This window comes from Paenibacillus sp. J31R98 (assembly GCF_056269245.1).
Genome location: NZ_JBWDNO010000004.1, coordinates 377,747 through 397,518 on the forward strand (window position 1 = coordinate 377,747; position 19,772 = coordinate 397,518).

Genomic DNA, 19,772 nt, shown 5'->3' on the forward strand with positions numbered 1-19,772 from the left:
CAGATCTCAGAGACGTTATTTCGATGAAATTAGACTTTTCCGGTCGCAAAAGTGGTCAATAACGTCGCTGGAGTCCGTTAGAAATATTTGAGCGTCGGAAATGGACAAATAGAGTGTTTAAGATCCGTTAGATTCTCAGCATTAGCATAAGCATAAGAAGAAGGCACCTTCGATGGGTTCATCGATGAGGTGCCTTCTTCTTTGTTATTCGCCTGCCTAACGATACTTGACTACCGGCCACTTCTCTTTCCTTAGCGCATTCATGAGCTCCGGCCCGACATTCAAGTTCTCCTGCACGATCTGGTGAGGAGTGAGAGCCATCCATTGATTAAGCGACACATCCTCGAAGCGGCTGCTCTTGAACATCTCCAGAAACCATAGGCTCGTATTGCCGGTGTTCTGGATATAGTGCCCGAATGCAAAAGGAACATAGCCGACGTCGCCTGCGCGGTAATCGAACGTGCGGGCTGTACCTTCGCCGGCGAATACCGTCATCCGGCCAGTGCCCGAGATGTAATATTGCCACTCGTCGTTGTTCGGATGCCAGTGCATCTCCCGCATGCCGCCTGGTTTGACTTCGACAAGCGCTGCTGCAATACTGGTCGACGCCGGGAAGTTCGTGGAATCGACGATGCGCACGGTACCGCCCGGCGTAACGATTGGCTTCTGGGCCAGCAGCTTATAAGTGAGCGGATTCGGTACGGTGCCGTTAGGATCCGGCACCTGCTGACTCTCGATGGAGCCTGGCATGCTGCCTTGGAAGATGTACACCTGTTCCTTCGGAATCTGGGAGAATGCGGTCATCGGCACGCCGAAATTGCAGGACAGAACATCCTTCGGCGTATGAGCGAACCAGTCGGAGATTGTGAGCGTGTTGAGATCCGAGAAGCTTCCGTCGTCGAACACGAGCAGAAACTCGCAGCCGCCTTCGAGCCCTTGGATGGAATGCGGGATACCTGGCGGGAAGAACCACAAGTCTCCGACGCCGATATCCGCGATGTAGTTCTTGCCGTTCTGGTCGACAACGGTCACTCGTGCCCGACCAACCAGCATGATCGCCCATTCCGACTGCTGGTGCCAGTGCAGCTCGCGGACGCCGCCTGGCGTGAGCGCCATGTTCACCCCGGCTAAGGTTGTCGCGATCGGCAGCTCCCTCACGGTGATCTCGCGGGACCAGCCTCCGCGATTAAGCTGCATATGCGTATCGGAGAAAGAGAATTTCAGGTTCGGCATGGTGCCGTTATCGGTAGTAGGCGGCACGAGCAAGTCGGGATTCTCGAGATCACGCATAACGTCGCGCGGGCCAAGGTCCCACCAGCCGGTACCGTCATTCCGAATCGGCTGCGGAATGTGCGTTTGTCCCGATTGATTGCGTAAGTACTGCTGGTGTTGCGGATTTTGTGGATCGTATACCATCAGATGATCTTCCTCTCGTGAAAGAATCATCTTAAATGTATTCATATGAATGGAATGTATGTCTTCATAAACAAGCAATTTCGCTGGTTTCGTCCGATTACGCATAAACCAAAAACCGTTCGGGGAATCATTTAAGGGACAACTGAGGTTATCGCGAAGCGAGAAAGGAGAGGATTCAGATGACATCCAGCAGTGGGCATCAAGGCGCGCATGGAATTGGTCAAGTGGAGAAGCAGCTCAATCGACAAGCACAGGCTGCTGCGGAAATACAAGGCGTGAATCATACCGATCAAGAGGTGCTCGCAGCAAGTCAGGAGCATTCATCCGCATTAGATGATATTATCGAAGTTCATACTGAATAAGAGCGCAAAATCCGCGGACCTTTCGCGGATTTTTGCTTTTAAAGAAACAGCTGCTCCGATTACCACTTGAAAGCTAGGATGAAGAAGCGGCTTATCGGAGAAACCATAGGAGTACTTCGCAATCATCACATCCTTTGGAGGTTGACGATTTGAAGAAGAAAACAATCGCAAGTGCTGTTGTGGGGTTATCCTTGTCGACACTGCTCATTGTTCCTGCAATGGCTGATACCGCAATGAACGGTACCGGCAGCGGCGTTAATGGCCAACCAACGGTGACGAATAACGGAACCAGCAGCAGAGTATTCAGTACGCCAGGAGTAACAGGCACGCCTGATATTTATGGAATACCGGGCACCACTAAACAGTATAGCGATTCAAATGACAGAACGGGTTCTTATGGAACGAACGCCTATTATCGATATGGAAACGGGAATATGAACACGAATTCCCTTGGTACGAGAGGCTATGGGAACATGAACTCCTACTCGTACGGCACACCAGCACACGGGAATTTGACCCCATATTCGTATAATCCAACAGTAAATAAATTTAACGCTACAAGCACAACCCGGGCGAACACTCTTCGTGCGACAGCTGTAGACGATGATAAAGGCATGAATTGGGGCTGGCTTGGCTTGCTTGGTCTGCTTGGCTTGGCAGGCATGCGCAGCCGGAGCAGGGATCATGACCGGGACCGCGAACGAGCATAATTAATGAATTGAAAAAATAAAATGCTCCTTTGGGCGCAAGGGTAAAGTCATTAAATCTAGATGACTTTACTCTTGCCCCAAAGGGCTTTTTTATGCAGCTCAAGCCTCATTCTCGGACAGTTCATCCAGCGTCTTGGTGAAGCTATCCGCCATATGGGTCAGGAACCAGTCGACCTCCGGCATTTGGAGGCTCGCCAGCTTCAGCTCGATCTGCCCTTTGGCGACAGTGAATTCACGGTTGCCCGAGGATAGTTCGGACAGGCATTTCATGTACGCGTCGAGCAGGTCTGCCGCTTTAACCATTGCGAGCAGATCCGCATGTTCGCTGCCTGCCGCTTGCGAGCCGATTATAAGCGGCTCATACGCAGCAGCCAGCGGCTCCGGCACCATGCTAAGCAGCCGCTCGGCCGCCAGCGCCTCGATCTCGCGGAAATTCGCGAGCATCTTCGGGTTATGATGCTTGACCGGCGTCGGAATATCGCCGGTGAACACTTCGGTGGCGTCGTGGAACAACGCCATCGTGACGGCCCGATCGGCGTTCAGCGATCGGCCGAACACCGCATTGCCGATCTCGCATAGCATATGGGCGAGCAGGCCGACATGGTACGAGTGTTCAGCTACATTTTCGCGTGTCGTATTGCGCATGAGGCTCCAGCGTTCGATGTATCGTAGACGGTACATATAAGCGATGAAAGGACTGTCCATTATCTCTCTTACTCCTTTACACTTCTAGTAATAGTAGGATGCGATACCTTCCGAATGCGGGATGCCCGGCGGGAGAGGATATGGTATGATAGTGAGTATATTGTAATTATTATTATAAATCGAAAGACGAAAAGCGACTAGAGAGAGGAGCCAATAAGGCGTTATGCAGCATTTTGAACAAAGTGTTTATAATCTCATCGTTGAGACATCTACGAATCTACCAGGTGACGTCCGCAAGATCATTCAAGCGGCACAGGAAGCAGAGGACCGCGCAACGCGCGCTGGCCTATCGCTATCGACGATTGCTAATAATATTGAGATGGCGGAGTGCAATGTATCGCCAATCTGCCAAGATACAGGGATGCCGACATTCGTCGTGCACACGCCTGTTGGCGCGAACCAGCTCATCATGAAGCAGCAGATCCGCAGTGCGATCGCACGCGCGACCAAAGACGGCAAGCTGCGGACGAACTCCGTAGACTCGCTGACTGGCGCGAATACAGGCGATAACCTCGGACCGGGAACGCCGGTTATTCACTTTGAGCAATGGGAGAAGGACGATATCGACGTTCGTCTTATTCTGAAAGGCGGCGGCTGCGAGAACAAGAACATTCAGTACAGCTTGCCGATGGAAGTTCCGGGGCTTGGCAAAGCCGGCCGCGATCTTGACGGCATCCGCAAATGTATTATGCACGCGGTTTATCAGGCTCAAGGTCAAGGCTGCAGCGCTGGCTTCATTGGCGTTGGCATCGGCGGCGACCGCACGACGGGCTATGAGCTTGCGAAGCAGCAGTTGTTCCGTCATACGGACGACACCAATACGATTCCAGAGCTTGCGAAGCTGGAAGAGTATGTAATGGAGAACGCGAACAAGCTCGGTATCGGTACGATGGGTTTCGGCGGCCAAGTAACGCTGCTCGGCTGCAAAGTCGGCGTCATGAACCGTCTGCCAGCTAGCTACTTCGTATCCGTAGCTTACAACTGCTGGGCGTACCGCCGCCAAGGCGTTCTGCTCGCAGCAGATACAGGCGAGATCAAATCGTGGATCTACCCAAGCGGCTCGGATACTCCGATGAAATCGCAAGCGGCTGATGAAGCGGCAAATGCGGTAACAGAGAACGATGAGCGCCGTGAAGTTGTGCTGAACACCCCGCTCACGGAAGAGCAAGTGCGCAGCTTGAAAGTTGGCGATATTGTTATCATTAACGGCGAAATGCATACGGGACGCGATGCGATACACCATCACTTGATGGATCATGACGCTCCGATCGACTTGAACGGCGCCGTTATTTATCACTGCGGTCCGGTTATGTTGAAGGACGAGAACGGCTGGAAGGTAAAAGCCGCTGGCCCGACGACAAGCGCCCGCGAGGAGCCGTACCAAGGCGACATCATGAAGAAGTTCGGCATCCGCGCCGTTATCGGCAAAGGCGGAATGGGACCCAAGACGCTTGCTGCCCTGCAAGAGCATGGCGGCGTATACTTGAACGCAATCGGCGGCGCAGCGCAGTACTATGCGGAATGCTTCAAGAACGTCAATGGCGTCGACTTCATGGAATTCGGTATTCCGGAAGCGATGTGGCACCTGCAAACAGAAGGCTTCGCGGCTGTCGTAACGATGGATTCGCATGGCAACAGCTTGCATGCTGATGTCGATAAAGACTCCTTTGCTAAGCTTGCCCAGTTTAAGGAGCCTGTATTTAAATAAAAAATGTGCAAGTAAAATTAAAGAATAGCTAAGAACAAAAGCGTAGCGTGCGATTGTTTTGAAGAAGCGTCAGCGTTCGCCTAGGCGAAATGATTTGCGTTGCTTAAGCTATGCAGATCATTTGCGCCTTTGTCCTCGGATATCAACCGCTAGCGGTATACAATCAAAGATATCCGAGGACAACAGCGATCGGAAAAATGATCAGCACGCGCAGCGTTGTTCTCTCGGCTATTTCCTTGTATTTTTATCTTGCACAAAAAAAGCGAGGGATGCGTTATACGCAGCTTCGGTCTCGCCTTCAATCGAAGGTTTGAACAATGGATGTTTCTCATTATCCCGGGATGCCTTGTCCTGGGATTCTTTTTTTCTGGGCACCTTCAGCGGCTCGTGCCGGCAGTGCCGTACTGCTTCGCTTTCGTGACGCTCACCATGGCGATCGGCTGCGGACTGCAGCAGCTGAAGACGGTACTGAAGCGTCCCGGCGTGATGCTCTGGACATTCGCACTCGCTCATATCATATCGCCGCTGATCGCATACGGGTTTGGCGGCTTGTTCTTTGGATTCGATTCCCCATATGTCGTCGGACTTGTGCTGTTCACCATCATACCGCTTGGCGTCTCAACGGTGCTGTGGGTTGGCATGTCCGAGGGCAGTGTGCCGCTCATGCTGGCGATGGTCGTCGTCGATTCGGCGCTCAGTCCGATCGTCGTTCCGTCGGGCATCCAGCTCTTATTCCATACATCTGTGGAAGCGAATACGACAGCGATGATAGGCGATTTGCTCCTGATTATCGTTGCGCCGACCATTGTAGGGGTCTTGCTCCATGAATGGTCGAAGGGTCGCATACAGAAAGCGGTGCAGCCCTATGCTGCCCCTGTGTCGAAGCTGTGCTTTACCGCAGTGGTCATGCTGAATGCCGCGGCAATCGCACCGTCGACCGAAGCGCTGCGCGGCGATCTGTTCCGTGTCATCCCTTCGGCGCTTGTGCTTGTTGGCATCTGTTATGCCGTTGGCTACTTTGGGACATCGCACTACCGCAGCCGCGAGGTGCAGGTGACGGTCTCCTATGCAACGGGCATGCGCAATATCTCGCTTGGAGTCGTGCTTGCGATGAGCTATTTCAGCCCACTTGCCGCCGTTCCGGTCGTCCTGTCGATATTAATTCAACAGCCGCTCGCTACATTACATCACTACGTTTTACAAAAACTTAATAATAAGGCGGCTGGCGCAGGGAGCTAAGGACAGGTAGGATGGAGAATGAACGATTCGGCTTTGGAGGTAAGAAGATGAACAGCTTTCGCATGCGGCTCACCCTCATTCTGATCGCGATGATCGGACTTGCAGTATTGGCAGCCGGTTTATTTATGGGCAAGACGTATCGGGACAACCATCTCGACGCATTGCGTGATAATATGACGCGCGAGATGAAGATCATTCTGGACCAGATGGAATGGCGATCCGGCGATCCGGATTCGTTGTTCATGTATTACACAGGCAAAGCGCAGCGCCTGAAAACCATCACGGATACCCGTATCACCTTCATCAGGAGCGACGGCGTCGTGCTCGGTGATTCCGACCACGATCCGAAGACGATGGATAACCATCTGACGCGTGAGGAAATTGTTGAGGCGAAGAAGAGCGGCGTTGGCTGGACGACGCGCCACAGCGATACGGTTAATGAGAACTTGCTTTATGTGGCGATGCTGGTTAATCCGAACAATGCGGAGCATTCGGATATTATCCGGATGGCGCTTAGCTTGAAGAAGGTTGATGAGAGCATTCAGCGCGTATGGGCGGCGCTCATCGTTGGTCTTGTCATTCTGTTCATTGCCGCAGCGCTCATCAGCTTCCGTGTCGCACAAGGCTTAACGCGGCCGCTTGAGCAGATCACGCGCGTTTCCAAGCGGATTAAGAACCTGGATTACCGCGCGCGTGTCGAAGTAACGCGGCAGGACGAGATCGGCGAGCTGGGGCAAGCCATTAATGCGATGGCGGAAAGCTTGCAAGAGCAGATGTCACGCATTCATCAGAATGAGGGCCAACTGGCAAGCGTACTTGATAATATGATCAACGGTGTTGTAAGCATTAACAGCAGCGGCAAGATCCTCCTGCTCAATCGCAGGGCTGAAGAGTTCCTCGGCTTCTCTGCCAAAGAGCTGGTCGGCCATCACTTTGCTTCCGCGAAGCAGCAGTATGAGCTTTCGCAGATTATTCAAGAAGCGCTGGAGCGCAGAGAGCATCTGCGCGATGAGATCACGTTCTATTTTCCAGAGGAGCGGCTGCTTGACTTGAACCTTGTGCCGATCTTCGATGAGGAAGAGGACAACAAGTTCGAGGGCGTGCTGCTTGTCCTGCAGGACGTGACCGCTATTCGCAGGCTGGAGCGGATGCGCAGCGAATTCGTCGCGAATGTCTCTCACGAGCTGAAGACGCCGGTTACTGCGGTCAAAGGCTTCGCTGAGACGCTGATGGGTGGAGCAGTGAACGATCCGGAGACGGCGCGTTCCTTCCTCCAGATTATCTATGATGAGAGCGATCGACTGAATCGTCTGATCGGCGACATTCTGGAACTGTCGAAGATCGAGTCGCGCCGTGTGCCGCTGCAGTACTCGCCTGTTGAGCTGTCTTCGTTCATGGAGAAAACGATGGAGCTCATGAGCGCTGAAGCGATGCGCAAGCACATCAGGTTGTCGACGAAAGTGGATCCTGGCGTCTATGTTGAGGTGGATGAGGATCGTTTGCGGCAGATCATGATGAATTTGTTAGCCAATGGCATAAACTACACATCAGATGGCGGCTCTGTCTCCATCACGGTCGAACCGGTTCTTGGACCAGGGCAGACGCTGGAAGATAATTATGAGCATATTCGCATTCATATTTCGGATACGGGTATGGGCATTCCGAAGAAAGATTTGCCGCGCATCTTCGAGCGATTCTACCGGGTCGATAAAGCAAGATCGCGCAGCTCAGGCGGTACCGGCCTCGGCTTGTCCATCGTCAAGCATCTCGTGGAGCTTCACAAAGGAACAATTACTGTTGATAGTAAAGTCGGAATCGGTTCTACCTTTACGATTGAACTGCCGGTTATCCAATAATGGGATGGCTGGTAGTTCTACCTTAGGGGTTTACCCTTCAATAGAAACAGTGCTATGATAAAAAAGAAATTGTAGAACGTGAAACCATGCCAGGGTCATGTTGCGGGCATGGTAGTTTGGGGGTCAACATGTCACAGAAAGTGTTGGTCATCGAAGACGAGCCGACATTGGCCAGGTTGTTATCCTACAACCTGTCGCAGGAAGGTTATGATACGACGGTCATTGATCATGGGGCTGAAGGCTTGCAGGTCGCGCTGCAACGGTCGTTTGATCTTATTATTCTCGATATTATGCTGCCTGGAATGAATGGATTTGAAATCTTGTCGCGATTGCGCCAAAGCGGTAATCGTACTCCGGTCATCGTGCTGACTGCACGTAATGCGGAAGAGGAAGTTGTACAAGGGTTAAAGCGCGGTGCTGACGATTACATGACGAAGCCGTTCGGTGTTGCTGAGCTGCTGGCGCGTGTATCGGCTGTGCTTCGCAGAACCGGTGCGGATGAAGGGCAGCTGACGGAATCGAATGACAAAGTCATCACTGCCGGCGACTTGTCCATCTATCCGGAACGGTACGAGGTCATTCTGAACGGCGAGACGGTACCGCTTCGTCCGAAGGAATTCGAGGTGCTGCTCTATCTGGTGCAGCGTCCCGGCGTTGTCGTGACACGCGATGATCTCATGAATGTCGTCTGGGGGTTCGATTACATCGGCGGCCAGCGTACCGTTGACGTGCACGTCAGCTCGCTGCGCAAGAAGCTGGAGCTCGGTCAGCAATCCGTTGAGATTGAATCTATCCGCGGCGTCGGCTACAAGCTAGTCATGCCAAGAAAGCTCGGATCACCGAAATAAGGTGACCGGGCTTTTTTTTTTTGCACCCAATGGATAGCAAATAGTGGTAATATGACCTTAAATACGGTTTGGAGGTGCAAGAGAGTGGTTGCTTTCGGTTGGTGCAGAGGAATTGAGGATGCAGAGCTTCTGGGGGAATATGGATTTGATTACATCGAATGCGGGCTTCAACAGCTTCAGTTAGAGAACGAGGCGTTATATCGCGAGAAGCTGCCTGCTTATTTGAACAGTCCGCTGCCTGTACGGGCATTTAATCTGTTCTTTCCGGGAGATATGCGTATCGTAGGTGCGGAGCTGGACCCGGAGCGGGTACGCCGATATATCCACCGCGGTGCAGAGGCGATGAATCGGATCGGTGCGAGCATTGCGGTGCTAGGCAGCGGTAGGTCCCGTCACATTCCCGAAGGCTACGAACAGGCAAGAGCAGAGGATCAGATGCTGCATGTGCTAAGCTGGATCGCCGAGGAATTTGCCGGCACTGGCGTAACGCTTGCAATTGAGCCGCTGAACAAGAAAGAGACGAATCTGATGAACAGCGTCGCCGAAGCCGTCAGCTTCGCCAAGCTAATCAACCATCCGTCTGTGCGGGTACTTGCTGACTTCTATCATATGGATGAAGAAGGAGAGCCGCTGGAGACAATCACCTTGCACAAAGATTGGCTTGCGCACATCCATATCGCGGATACAGGCCGATTGTCCCCAGGAACAGGGGAATATCCGTATGCGGCGTTCGAGCAGCAGTTGAAGGCAGCTGGCTACAGCGGCATGATCTCTGCAGAGTGTACGGTTCATCAGCCGGAGAAAGAACTGCCAGCAAGCCTTGCTTTCATGAAGAAGATGTTCTTGTAAGTCAGCCAGCTAGGCTCGGTTCCACTCAAGCATGCGCTTCTGGAACTGCTTCGGCGAGCAATCATTATACTTCTTGAACATCTTATAGAAGTGCGCCATATTCGGCATTCCGATACGGTCGCCAACTTCGGAGACGCTGAGATCCTTCGTCAGCAGGATGCGTTCTGCCCACTTAATCTTGCGGTAGTTTACATATTCAGTGAATGACAGGCCAATCGCCTTCTTGAAGAACTTCACGAAGTAGTAGTAGCTCATATTGGCAAGCTTGGACACTTCTTCGACTTGAATGCGGCCTTCCAGATGCTCTTCGACATAATCAATGACGCCGCGCAGACGAGCCCGGTCGAAGTCTACGTGATCGGCCAGCACCTTGCGAGAATCTCCTCGTATGAGGATGAGCAGCAGTTTCTTGATCAGCATGCTGACGGCGAGCTCGTAGCCGTTCTGCTTCGTGGTTACTTCCTGCAGAACAGTACGGATACTATCGGCTGCTTCCTCTTTGGCCGCTTCATTCTCTTGGAAAATGTAATTCGCACGGCTAAGCGGGTTCTTTGTTTCGGAGAAGAATCTCATGTATGGCATCGAGCTCTGGTCAATAAATTGCTCCAGGTCAAATTGCAGTACGATATAGTTGAGCGGCCCGCCCAAACTGCGATCACGGTGAAGCTGTCTGGCTCCGATGAGCGCGATGTCGCCACTTTGAAGTTTTATGCAGTCATCCTCGATATTGACATCGAGCTCGCCGTTCAATACAAGCAGCAATTCGATCTCGCGATGATAGTGCCAATTGATGAATAAATCGTTGTCTCGGCTGGATTGATACACCTTTATAGACAATAGAGGGTTTTCATAGACAACCTTCTCATTATAGAACTCCACGGTTTCCATCCTTCCAATAGCAAAATCACATAAAAGCTTACCTATTTGGCAACTATACTTTAGGGGAACTGTTGAACTATACTATTATTATTGTGTGCCACTCTATCTGTGTGGACATGCATACTCAAATTATATCATTTCACGGCTCATGGAGGTAGAAAATTAATGGCAAAGGCACGTATTGGTATTATTGGCTGCGGCGGTATCGCTAACGGCAAACATCTCCCTAGCTTGGCTCAAGTTAAAGAAGCTGAAATCGTAGCATTCTGCGATATTATCGTAGAGAAAGCTGAGCAAGCGAAAGCGAAATACGGAACTGAAGAAGCAAAAGTATACACAGACTATAAAGAACTTCTTAAAGACGGCACAATCGACGTGATCCACGTTTGTACGCCAAACGATTCCCACGCGGTGATTTCCATCGACGCTCTGGAAGCTGGCAAGCACGTTCTTTGCGAGAAGCCAATGGCTAAAACAGCTGCTGACGCTCGTTTGATGCTCGAAGCTGCACAACGTACTGGCAAGAAGCTTAGCATCGGTTACAACAACCGTTACCGCGCTGACAGCCGCTACCTGAGACAGCTTTGCGCTGAAGGTGAGCTTGGTGAAATCTACTTCGCGAAAGCACACGCGATTCGTCGCCGTGCCGTTCCAACTTGGGGCGTATTCCTCGACGAAGAGAAACAAGGCGGCGGACCGCTTATCGATATCGGTACTCACGCACTTGACCTTGTATTGTGGATGATGGACAACTACAAGCCGAAAGTCGTGCTTGGCCGTGCATACCACAAACTGTCCCAAACTGAGAACGCAGCTAACGCTTGGGGCCCATGGGATCCAGCGAAGTTCACAGTTGAAGATTCCGCTTTCGCGATGATCACAATGGAGAACGGTGCAACTGTTATCCTTGAATCCAGCTGGGCGCTTAACACTCTTGAAGTGGACGAAGCTAAAGTATCCCTCAGCGGTACTAAAGCTGGCGCTGACATGAAAGACGGTCTTCGCATCAACGGCGAGAAAAACAGCCGTCTGTATGTAAACAATATTGAACTGAACAGTGGCGGTGTAGCTTTCTACGAAGGCGCATCCGAAACAGCAGAAGTGCTTGAAGCTTCGATGTGGATCGACGCTGTTCTGAACGATAAAGAAACTTTCGTGAAGCCTGAGCAAGCGCTCGTTGTTTCCGAAATTCTTGAAGCAATTTACGAGTCTTCCCAAACTGGTAAGGCTGTATACTTCGAATAGGTTTAGACATCAAGAAGCCAAGGATGGTCAGCATCCTTGGCTTCTTTTTTCTTATTCGACATTTCTTTGCATTCGACAAAATGAGCGCCCATTCTACTTCTTTCGCTATATACAATTTATTTAAAAAGAATATAAAATGATATTGAAGATATTGGAAGTTGAAGCCTAGATCAATTAAAACTTAATGCTCTTGACAAAGGCAAACTACTGGAAACAGTAGGACGCAAAGCCGTGGCCTAAGGCATCATACGATGCTAAGGTAGACAAGGCTGCCAGGGTAATGGAATCCATCCATTATTCAGGGTGGGTTTTTTTATTGTCATTTTTCATGTTTATATGTCGTTACTGGCTCTGGAGGAACTATGGCTTCACTCGTACTCGTCATTATCTCGTTCTTTCTCGTATTCGTCTCCACCTTAATTGTGACGCATCTCTACCAGCGAATGCATACGGAGAGCCGAAGTCAGCTATTCTGGCTTACCAGCGCAGCGTTTGTATTCGGAATCGGCGTTTGGTCGATGCACTTTGTCGCTCTGCTGGCGTACCGCTTCCCAGTGAAGGTCATGTACCAGTTTGGTTATGTGTTCCTCTCGATGGCTGCTATGATTGTGATCACTTTCGTAGCCTTATGTCTGTTCCGCTATGCGGCGGTGTATGGCAAGCGTCTGTTCTGGTATGTCATTGCGAGTCTCGTGCAGACGGCCGGTGTTGTCGTTATGCACTTCATCGGAATGCGAGCGATAAGAGCCGATGCGAGTCAGCATTACCACTCACCATTCTCATTACTCTCCGTACTCGTACTTGCCGCTATGTTTGGATTTATTTTCCATAAAATGCATCATTTCTATAAGAATTGGAAACGTCAGCTTCTATGTGCCCTTCTGATCTCCTCATCGATCGAATTTCTACACTATAGCAACATGCCCGTCATGCACACCTTCTCACTCGCACACCACGGTATAGGGCTCGTACCGACACAAAATCAATTCTTTCTAGCGATCAGCATTAGTACGGTCGTGACCATTATTTTCTTGTACTCGATCGTCGTTCTTCTCATCGATAATCGGCTCAAGCAGAGCGAAGAGCAGCTTCGCCGAATGAATATTACGTACTCGCTTATTCTCGATTCCGTCGCGGAAGGGATCTTCCGGCTTGATGAACAGAGCCATATTGTATTCTGGAATGTCGCTGCCGAACAGCTAACCGGTTACAAGTCGTCTGAAGTGCTAGATACGCCGATTCGGAAGCGATTCGCTCAAGGCGCAAGCACGGATAGCCGGGTAGAGGATGCGGTTCGTAATGGAGAATATACCTATGTAGCGGAGGAGCAGTTTCTGAGGAAGGATGGAACGGCGTTTCCAGTGGAGTACCATGTTACGCCCATGTACGAGAAGGGGCGTACGGCGGGAGCTGTCGTCAATTTTACAGACATCTCGCAGCGTAAGAAGAATGAGCTGTTTATTCTGGAATCTGAGAAGCTTTCACTCGCCGGCCAGCTTGCTGCTGGTATTGCGCATGAGATTCGAAATCCGCTTACTGCGATTAAAGGATTTATGAAGCTATTTCAGAATGGTGTCAATAAGGCGGAATATATTTCAATCATTACTTCAGAAATTACCCGGATGGAGGCGATCATTAATGAACTTCTGCTGCTGGCCAAGCCGCAAGTGAACCGCAGCCAGAGCATTGATTTATGCCAGCTTCTGAACGATGTGTATACTTTGCTCGAATCGCAAGCCATTCTGAGCAGCGTCCGCATAGAGCGTCAACTTGGGGACAAGCCCTTATATATTGAATGCGATGGCGGCGAGATTAAGCAAGTGTTCATCAATCTGATTAAGAATGCCATCGAAGCGAGTAATAAAGGCGGGGAGATTATCGTTGCTGCTGAACAAAGCGGTGATCGCATAGTGACCACAATTCAAGACAATGGTTGCGGCATTCCGAAGGAATTGCTCGATCAGATTGGCCGGCCATTCTTCTCGACCAAAGTACAAGGTACCGGTCTAGGACTGATGATTAGCAACAAAATCATTACGAATCACGGAGGTTCGATCCAAATAGATAGCAAAGAGGGCGAAGGTACAACATTCCAGGTTATTCTTCCGGGAGGGAATCCGAGTGGCACATAATGATATACATGGCAGCTACAACTGGTTCTTGGTCTGTTTGTCTTTCATAATTGCATTGTTTGCTTCGTATACAGCTCTCAATCTGGCAAGACGAGTACTGTTATCCGAAGGCTGGATGCGCAGAGTATGGCTCGCAAGCGGAGCGTTCATTATGGGAGTCGGCATCTGGTCGATGCATTTCATTGCGATGCTGGCGTTCAAGCTGCCCGTCGGGGTAACCTATGATCTAGTCACCGTGCTGGTCTCCATTGCAATCTCCTTTATCGGTTCGTTGGTTGGCTTCGGCTTTGCCAGTCAGGGGAGGCAGAGACCAGCAATGCTTATTGCGGGCGGCATATTCATGGGGCTTGCGATTAGCGGGATGCACTATATTGGCATGTATGCGCTCACTGGCATCGCTATTTCCTACAATCCGATGCTGTTCTCGCTCTCGATCATCATCGCGGTGTTAGCGTCGATTACTGCGCTAAGGTTTGCCTTTCGCAAAAATACCCGTTATTGGATGAGCGGTTTCATTATGGGCATTGCCATTACCGGCATGCACTACACGGGCATGTCTGCAGCGCATATGTCGATGCCGATGAATATGATGGACATGAGCTCGGAGCTCCAAGCGGTTAATTTCCTTGAGATTGCCATTTATGTCGCGTTTGGAACAATCGTCATCTTCGCGGTCAGCTTGATCGGTTCAATGAACGCGGATAAGAAGCTGTCCGAGCAGATGATGCTGAAGGGCTCGATACTGGAGTCGGCAATCGATTGTCTCATTATGTTTGATCATAGGGGGCTAGTCTTCGAGTTCAATCCTGCAGCTGAACGCATGTTTGAAGTCGAGCGGTGCGAAGTCATTGGCAAGCCAATCAGCATGTTTCTTCTGCCGGCGCATATCGAAGAGCATGAGCCTGTGAATCGATTGCTGGCGAAGGGCGATAAGTCGGTGCTTGGCGCCCGGATTGAAACGATTCTCTCGCGCTGTGATCGAAGCGAGTTTCCTGTGGAGATTACGGTGACCCGTATTAAGAAGGACAAGCTGCCGGTGTACACGATGTATCTGCGCGATCTGACCGCACGCAAGCTGGTGGAGGAAGCGCTGCGCGAAAGCGAGGAACGTTACCGCAAGCTGATCGACTTCTCGCCGGAGCCGATTATCGTCCATAAGGACGGGCTCATTACTTTCATTAATGATGCGGGGCTGCAGATGTTAGGCGGCGTGGAACAGCAGGCGATGATTGGCAAGCCAATCATGGACTTGATTCAGGCCGATTATCGTGAGGCGGCGCGTCAGTGGATGGAAGAGATAGAGGCCGGTGTAGCGAGAATGGATTCCATGGAGCTCAAAATGGTTCAAGCGTGCGGGAATCCGATCGATGTCGAAGCGAAATCCATTCTGGTGCAGTATGGCGGACAAACGTTGATTCAGACGATTGCCCGGGACGTTACGGACAAGAAGCGCAATGAGAATACGATTAAGAAGCTCGCTTATTATGATATGTTGACAGGACTGCCGAATCGGAACTGGTTCAATATGTTTTTCCCGGAGATTCTGCACGAAGCGAAGGAAGAAGGTCAGTCGGTTGCGGTTATGTTCCTTGATCTGGACCGTTTCAAGCTGATTAATGACACGATGGGGCATCTCATGGGCGATCGGCTGCTGCAGCATTTCTCGAAGCTCCTCTCCGCGTGCGGTGGCGGCGAGAATCAGCTTGTGTCGCGGTTAAGCGGCGATGAATTCGTAATTATTATGCCAAACAGCAGCCGAGGCGAAGTGGTGAAGATTGCGGAGACGATTATTTGCCAGGCGGCAGCTCCGATTGATCTGGATGGTCAAACGATCTTCATTACGACTAGCATCGGGATTGCACAGTATCCGGACGACGGCGAGTCGCCTGAAGTGCTGCTAAAGCATGCGGACTCGGCTATGTATGCGGCGAAGGAGAACGGGAAGAATCAGTTCCAGTTCTTCGAATGGAAAATGACGCAGGCGAAGAGCCGCCGCTTGGCAATTGAACAGGCGCTGCCCGCAGCGCTGGAGGAGCGGCAATTCCATCTTCTGTATCAGCCGATCTTTGACGCGAGGTCACGACAGATGATTGGCCTTGAGGCGCTGGTGCGCTGGACGCATCCGACAATGGGCTTGATCGGACCGGATGAATTTATTCCGGTTGCGGAGTGCACCGGCCACATTATTCCGCTTGGCGAATGGATATTAGAGAAGGCATGCGGCCAGCTTCGACAGTGGCACCGGGATGGGATGGTTCATGTGCCCGTTGCGGTCAACTTGTCCGCGGTGCAATTCAATCAAGAATCTATCGTCGAGATGATCAGGAAGACGCTGGAAGATACAAGCCTCGCACCGGAATATCTCGTTATTGAGATTACCGAGAGCATGGCCATGAACAACAATCACTCCATCATTCATAAGCTGCAACGGTTGAAAGCGCTCGGAATCGGCATCTCTATTGATGACTTCGGAACTGGTTATTCGTCGCTCAGTTATTTGCGGCGATTCCCGGTCGATACGTTGAAGATCGACAAGTCATTCGTGCAGGACCTGAGCCTATCGGGCAGCGATACGGCGATAGTGGAAGCGATCATCGCGCTGGCGCAGAGCTTGAAGCTGCATGTCCTTGCCGAAGGCGTCGAGACGGAGCAGCAGCTGCAGATTCTATCGCAGAAGGGCTGCACGGACATGCAGGGCTACTGGCTGTCTCATCCGCTCACGGCGGCTCAGATTGAGTCGCTGTATACGGGGGAGATGAACCGTATCGGATAGGATTTACATTAAAGATGGCGTTCCCGCTGCGAGTTCGGTATCGTTGTTTCGATCGCTGTTGTCCCCGTGATACTTTGATTATGTAAAAGTAGAAGCGGTAGTATCACGGGGACAAAGGCGCAAATGATATGCGTAGTGTAGACAACGAATATCATTTCGCCTAGGCGACCACTAACGTTTCTCCACAATCGATACCTCCCTCTCCGCTCAAGCCCCTTTTGAAAAGAGAAGCAGAAAACCGACCTTGCGCCTACGGGTGCAAGGTCGGTTTTTCACTGTGCTGAAACAACGGTACAGCCCTAAGCTACCACTACTCCGGCTTGCTGTAGCCGGTCGTGCTCTGGCCGCTTTCTTGATCGAGCTCGGCGAGTGACTTCACTTCTCCGTGCGGCTTCTGGTTCTGCTTGCGGCTTTTCCAGGCGTTCTCACGGCGATTCTTAGAGGATGTCATCGTTAATTGCTCCTTTGCTAACAAGTCACAGTCCGAGTTGCCTTAAGACTGCCTGGTTAGCGTGTGCGATTAAGCCAATTGTTATGACTTCTTCTTCGGAGTCTTCCCGCCCCACCAGAACAGGAAGCCCACGGATAGAACGACCACGAGCAGCGGTGCGACGAAGATCAGAAAGTTTTCCATTAAGCATGCCTCCCTGGCGGATTATTTGCCCCGTTTGCCTTGTACATACTTCGTATCGAAGAGGAAGAGACGGAGCAGCAGATATAGCGACGGAATGAGCAGCAGCAAGCCGAGGATGAAGACCGACACAAGCGCAATCGCCATCGGCTGGCTGGTGAAATTATCATGAATCGTTAGATATGGGTACAGAATATAAGGTAAATGCGCCGACCCGTAACCGAAGAACGCGAAGCCGAACTGCAGGATGACGAATATAAACGACAGGCCAAGCCTTTTGCGCGTCCATACATGATAAACAGCGACAAGGAAGCATGCGAACGAGATTACAAACATAGGTGCATGCTCAGTCATCCGGTTGAAATGCTCCGCGTTATGACCACGGATCGCGAAGAAGACGAGCAGACTGCTCAGTATGGTCGGACCGCTCCAAGCGAGCGCATATTTGCGTACAACTTCGAAAGCGCCGCGGTCATTTGCACGGTCCGCATAGTAGCTGAGAAACATCGCTGAGATGTACAGAACGCTGACGAGCGCGAGCAGAACGACGGTCCATGAGTAGGTGCTCGTGAACAATTTTCCTACGAGGAACGTCAATTTGCCCGACTCGCTCACCTCAATGTAGCCACCTTCGGAAATCGTCATAACCGTCGATAGTGCAGCTGGAATGAGTAGTCCGCTGGCACCGTAGAGCAGCATGTAGAAGCGGTTATTTTTGTTCGTGCCATAGGTGTTGAAGGCATAGTAGGAGCCACGGATTGCAAGCAGTATGACGGCGATGCTGCCCGGAACGAGCAGGGCAGTGCCGTAATAATAGGCAGTATCCGGGAAGAATCCGACGATACCGACGAAGAAGAACACTAGAAAGACGTTCGTTACTTCCCAAACCGGCGACAGGTAGCGTTCGATGATGTTGTTGATCAGATGGCGTTTGCCCGTAACCGTGCTGTAGTAGCTGAAGAATCCGGCGCCAAAATCAATCGATGCGATAATCAAGTAACCGAACAGGAAGATCCACAATACAGTGATTCCAAGCACTTCATAGCTCATAGCTCGCTGCCTCCTTTGATGCCTTTGGCGGCGATTTCATCCTCGGCCCGATTGCTGCGGAACATGCGAATTAGCACCGTCACGGAGGAGAAAGCTAGTACAACGTAGAGTGCTGCGAATACATAGAGCATCGTATCCACATGTTCCGATACGGTTGCACCATCCTCAGTGCGCATAATGCCGCGGAGCAGCCAAGGCTGGCGGCCGACCTCCGAGAAGATCCAGCCATGCTCAATCGTCATCATCGCAAGCGGAGCAGCAAGGATAATACCGCGCAGCAGCCACTTGTTCTGGAAAGCTCGTTCGCGCCAGCGCCACAATACAAACATGAATCCTCCTGCGATGAGGACCATGAGCGCGACGAAGCCCATTTTCAGATCGAATAGATAGTGAATATAGAGCGGCGGCTGTTCGTCAGCCGGAATATCGTTCAGTCCGGTCACTTCCGCATTCGGCACGCCGTGAGCCAAGATGCTGAGGGCGTAAGGGATCTTGAGCCCATATTTGATTTCGTTGTCTTTGGTTAATATTCCGCCAAGCACGAGCGGAGCTTCCTTCGTCGTATCGAAATGCCATTCCATTGCAGCAAGCTTCTCCGGCTGGTATTTCGCCAGATATTTGCCCGACAAGTCACCGATCACGGCGCTTGCAATCAGGAAGACGAACGCGGAAACCATCGTCAGCTTGAGCGCTTTCTTATAGTACACATGATTCCGGCCCTTCAAGAGCGACCATGCGGCGATAGCAGCAAGAACGAACGCGCAAGTGAGGTAGCAAGTGACGAGTACATGCGATACTTTCGTTGGCATCGCTGGGCTTAGCATAGCGCCGAACGGCGAAATATCGATGATTTTGCCATCCTTGACAGTTACTCCAGCCGGCGCATTCATGAACGCGTTCACGACTGTAATGAAGAATGCCGATGCGGACGAACCGATGACGACGGGGATGAGCAGCCAGAAGTGAGTCAGCTTGTTCTTGAACCGATCCCAAGTGTACAGATAGATCCCGAGGAAAATCGCTTCAAAGAAGAAAGCGAATGTTTCCATAAACAGCGGCAGCGCGATCGACTGGCCCGCGACCCGCATGAAGCTTGGCCAGAGCAAGCTAAGCTGCAGCCCGATGGCCGTTCCCGTCACGACGCCGACGGCTACCGTAATGACGAAGCCGCGCGCCCAGCGCCTAGCCATGAGCAGATAATGCTCATCATTTCGCCGAATGCCGATCCACTCGGCAAGTGCGATCATCAGCGGCACCCCAACGCCAATAGTTGCGAAGATAATGTGGAAAGCGAGCGTTAGCCCCGTCAATATGCGGCTGTACATAACCGGATCGTAACTGCTAAGCAGCGTGTGCATGTGCTATCCCT

The 19,772-nt window shown here is 51.4% G+C and carries 17 protein-coding genes and 1 riboswitch; of the genes, 10 read left to right on the forward strand and 7 right to left on the reverse strand.

Annotated elements, in window-relative coordinates; genetic code table 11:
* Positions 1-216: 216 nt before the first annotated feature.
* A complete protein-coding gene (locus AC0YNX_RS18140; RefSeq protein ID WP_475817232.1) occupies positions 217-1,416 on the reverse strand; it encodes an oxalate decarboxylase family bicupin in 1,200 nt (399 codons plus the stop codon).
* A 179-nt stretch (positions 1,417-1,595) separates the two neighbouring features.
* On the opposite strand from AC0YNX_RS18140, the gene AC0YNX_RS18145 reads away from it, so the two are divergent.
* Together AC0YNX_RS18145 and AC0YNX_RS18150 are read left to right on the forward strand one after the other, a co-directional pair.
* Positions 1,596-1,778, forward strand: coding sequence for a hypothetical protein (locus AC0YNX_RS18145; RefSeq protein ID WP_475817112.1), 183 nt, complete (start codon positions 1,596-1,598; stop codon positions 1,776-1,778).
* Positions 1,779-1,927: 149 nt separating this feature from the next.
* Positions 1,928-2,488, forward strand: a complete 561-nt coding sequence (locus AC0YNX_RS18150) for a WGxxGxxG family protein (protein WP_475817113.1) — start codon at positions 1,928-1,930, stop codon at positions 2,486-2,488.
* Positions 2,489-2,587: 99 nt separating this feature from the next.
* Here the strand turns inward: AC0YNX_RS18150 and yfbR are convergent, their stop codons facing one another.
* Positions 2,588-3,193, reverse strand: coding sequence for a 5'-deoxynucleotidase (gene yfbR / locus AC0YNX_RS18155; protein ID WP_475817114.1), 606 nt, complete (start codon positions 3,191-3,193; stop codon positions 2,588-2,590).
* A 163-nt stretch (positions 3,194-3,356) separates the two neighbouring features.
* On the opposite strand from yfbR, the gene AC0YNX_RS18160 reads away from it, so the two are divergent.
* The 5 genes from AC0YNX_RS18160 to AC0YNX_RS18180 all read left to right on the forward strand — a co-directional run bounded on the left by AC0YNX_RS18160 (position 3,357) and on the right by AC0YNX_RS18180 (position 9,693).
* Complete coding sequence (locus AC0YNX_RS18160; RefSeq protein WP_475817115.1) at positions 3,357-4,901, forward strand: fumarate hydratase; 1,545 nt, start codon at positions 3,357-3,359, stop codon at positions 4,899-4,901.
* Between the two features lie 417 nt (positions 4,902-5,318).
* Positions 5,319-6,140: a bile acid:sodium symporter family protein gene (locus tag AC0YNX_RS18165; protein ID WP_475817116.1), complete on the forward strand. Its 822-nt coding sequence runs from the start codon at positions 5,319-5,321 to the stop codon at positions 6,138-6,140.
* Positions 6,141-6,187: 47 nt separating this feature from the next.
* Positions 6,188-7,996, forward strand: coding sequence for a two-component system histidine kinase PnpS (pnpS, locus tag AC0YNX_RS18170; protein ID WP_475817117.1), 1,809 nt, complete (start codon positions 6,188-6,190; stop codon positions 7,994-7,996).
* A 128-nt stretch (positions 7,997-8,124) separates the two neighbouring features.
* On the forward strand, positions 8,125-8,844 hold the full coding sequence (locus AC0YNX_RS18175) for a response regulator transcription factor (RefSeq protein WP_475817118.1): 720 nt from the start codon (positions 8,125-8,127) through the stop codon (positions 8,842-8,844).
* Positions 8,845-8,928: 84 nt separating this feature from the next.
* Positions 8,929-9,693 (forward strand): sugar phosphate isomerase/epimerase family protein, encoded by a 765-nt coding sequence (locus AC0YNX_RS18180; RefSeq protein ID WP_475817119.1) that lies wholly within the window; start codon positions 8,929-8,931, stop codon positions 9,691-9,693.
* 9 nt (positions 9,694-9,702) lie between these two features.
* Here the strand turns inward: AC0YNX_RS18180 and AC0YNX_RS18185 are convergent, their stop codons facing one another.
* Entirely contained in the window at positions 9,703-10,518 is an 816-nt protein-coding gene (locus AC0YNX_RS18185) for a helix-turn-helix domain-containing protein (protein WP_475817120.1), read from the reverse strand.
* Positions 10,519-10,737: 219 nt separating this feature from the next.
* Here AC0YNX_RS18185 and AC0YNX_RS18190 point away from each other — a divergent pair, with 219 nt between their 5' ends.
* From AC0YNX_RS18190 to AC0YNX_RS18200, 3 genes are all read left to right on the forward strand, one after another.
* Positions 10,738-11,817 carry a Gfo/Idh/MocA family protein gene (locus AC0YNX_RS18190; RefSeq protein WP_475817121.1) on the forward strand — a complete coding sequence of 360 codons (1,080 nt, stop codon included), beginning with the start codon at positions 10,738-10,740 and terminating at the stop codon, positions 11,815-11,817.
* 188 nt (positions 11,818-12,005) lie between these two features.
* Positions 12,006-12,094: riboswitch (cyclic di-GMP riboswitch) on the forward strand.
* Positions 12,095-12,179: 85 nt separating this feature from the next.
* Positions 12,180-13,949, forward strand: coding sequence for an ATP-binding protein (locus AC0YNX_RS18195; protein ID WP_475817122.1), 1,770 nt, complete (start codon positions 12,180-12,182; stop codon positions 13,947-13,949).
* Positions 13,939-16,722: a bifunctional diguanylate cyclase/phosphodiesterase gene (locus AC0YNX_RS18200; RefSeq protein WP_475817123.1), complete on the forward strand. Its 2,784-nt coding sequence runs from the start codon at positions 13,939-13,941 to the stop codon at positions 16,720-16,722. Before AC0YNX_RS18195 ends, AC0YNX_RS18200 begins: the two co-directional genes overlap by 11 nt.
* Before the next feature lie 310 nt (positions 16,723-17,032).
* Here the strand turns inward: AC0YNX_RS18200 and AC0YNX_RS18205 are convergent, their stop codons facing one another.
* The 4 genes from AC0YNX_RS18205 to AC0YNX_RS18220 all read right to left on the reverse strand — a co-directional run bounded on the left by AC0YNX_RS18205 (position 17,033) and on the right by AC0YNX_RS18220 (position 19,761).
* Complete coding sequence (locus tag AC0YNX_RS18205) at positions 17,033-17,173, reverse strand: DUF6254 family protein (RefSeq protein WP_475817124.1); 141 nt, start codon at positions 17,171-17,173, stop codon at positions 17,033-17,035.
* Positions 17,174-17,254: 81 nt separating this feature from the next.
* A complete protein-coding gene (cydS, locus tag AC0YNX_RS18210) occupies positions 17,255-17,356 on the reverse strand; it encodes a cytochrome bd oxidase small subunit CydS family protein (protein ID WP_475817125.1) in 102 nt (33 codons plus the stop codon).
* 21 nt (positions 17,357-17,377) lie between these two features.
* Positions 17,378-18,403 (reverse strand): cytochrome d ubiquinol oxidase subunit II, encoded by a 1,026-nt coding sequence (locus AC0YNX_RS18215; RefSeq protein WP_475817126.1) that lies wholly within the window; start codon positions 18,401-18,403, stop codon positions 17,378-17,380.
* Positions 18,400-19,761 carry a cytochrome ubiquinol oxidase subunit I gene (locus tag AC0YNX_RS18220; RefSeq protein ID WP_475817127.1) on the reverse strand — a complete coding sequence of 454 codons (1,362 nt, stop codon included), beginning with the start codon at positions 19,759-19,761 and terminating at the stop codon, positions 18,400-18,402. The genes AC0YNX_RS18215 and AC0YNX_RS18220 overlap by 4 nt, the downstream gene beginning before the upstream one ends.
* Positions 19,762-19,772: the final 11 nt, after the last annotated feature.

Bases quoted from the DNA above. Each gene is read 5' to 3' on its own strand.
- AC0YNX_RS18140 (WP_475817232.1), bottom strand. From the start codon at position 1,416: ATGGTATACGATCCACAAAATCCGCAACACCAGCAGTACTTACGCAAT.
- AC0YNX_RS18145 (WP_475817112.1), top strand. From the start codon at position 1,596: ATGACATCCAGCAGTGGGCATCAAGGCGCGCATGGAATTGGTCAAGTG.
- yfbR (WP_475817114.1), bottom strand. From the start codon at position 3,193: ATGGACAGTCCTTTCATCGCTTATATGTACCGTCTACGATACATCGAA.
- AC0YNX_RS18160 (WP_475817115.1), top strand. From the start codon at position 3,357: ATGCAGCATTTTGAACAAAGTGTTTATAATCTCATCGTTGAGACATCT.
- pnpS (WP_475817117.1), top strand. From the start codon at position 6,188: ATGAACAGCTTTCGCATGCGGCTCACCCTCATTCTGATCGCGATGATC.
- AC0YNX_RS18175 (WP_475817118.1), top strand. From the start codon at position 8,125: ATGTCACAGAAAGTGTTGGTCATCGAAGACGAGCCGACATTGGCCAGG.
- AC0YNX_RS18190 (WP_475817121.1), top strand. From the start codon at position 10,738: ATGGCAAAGGCACGTATTGGTATTATTGGCTGCGGCGGTATCGCTAAC.
- AC0YNX_RS18195 (WP_475817122.1), top strand. From the start codon at position 12,180: ATGGCTTCACTCGTACTCGTCATTATCTCGTTCTTTCTCGTATTCGTC.
- AC0YNX_RS18205 (WP_475817124.1), bottom strand. From the start codon at position 17,173: ATGACATCCTCTAAGAATCGCCGTGAGAACGCCTGGAAAAGCCGCAAG.
- cydS (WP_475817125.1), bottom strand. From the start codon at position 17,356: ATGGAAAACTTTCTGATCTTCGTCGCACCGCTGCTCGTGGTCGTTCTA.
- AC0YNX_RS18215 (WP_475817126.1), bottom strand. From the start codon at position 18,403: ATGAGCTATGAAGTGCTTGGAATCACTGTATTGTGGATCTTCCTGTTC.
- AC0YNX_RS18220 (WP_475817127.1), bottom strand. From the start codon at position 19,761: ATGCACACGCTGCTTAGCAGTTACGATCCGGTTATGTACAGCCGCATA.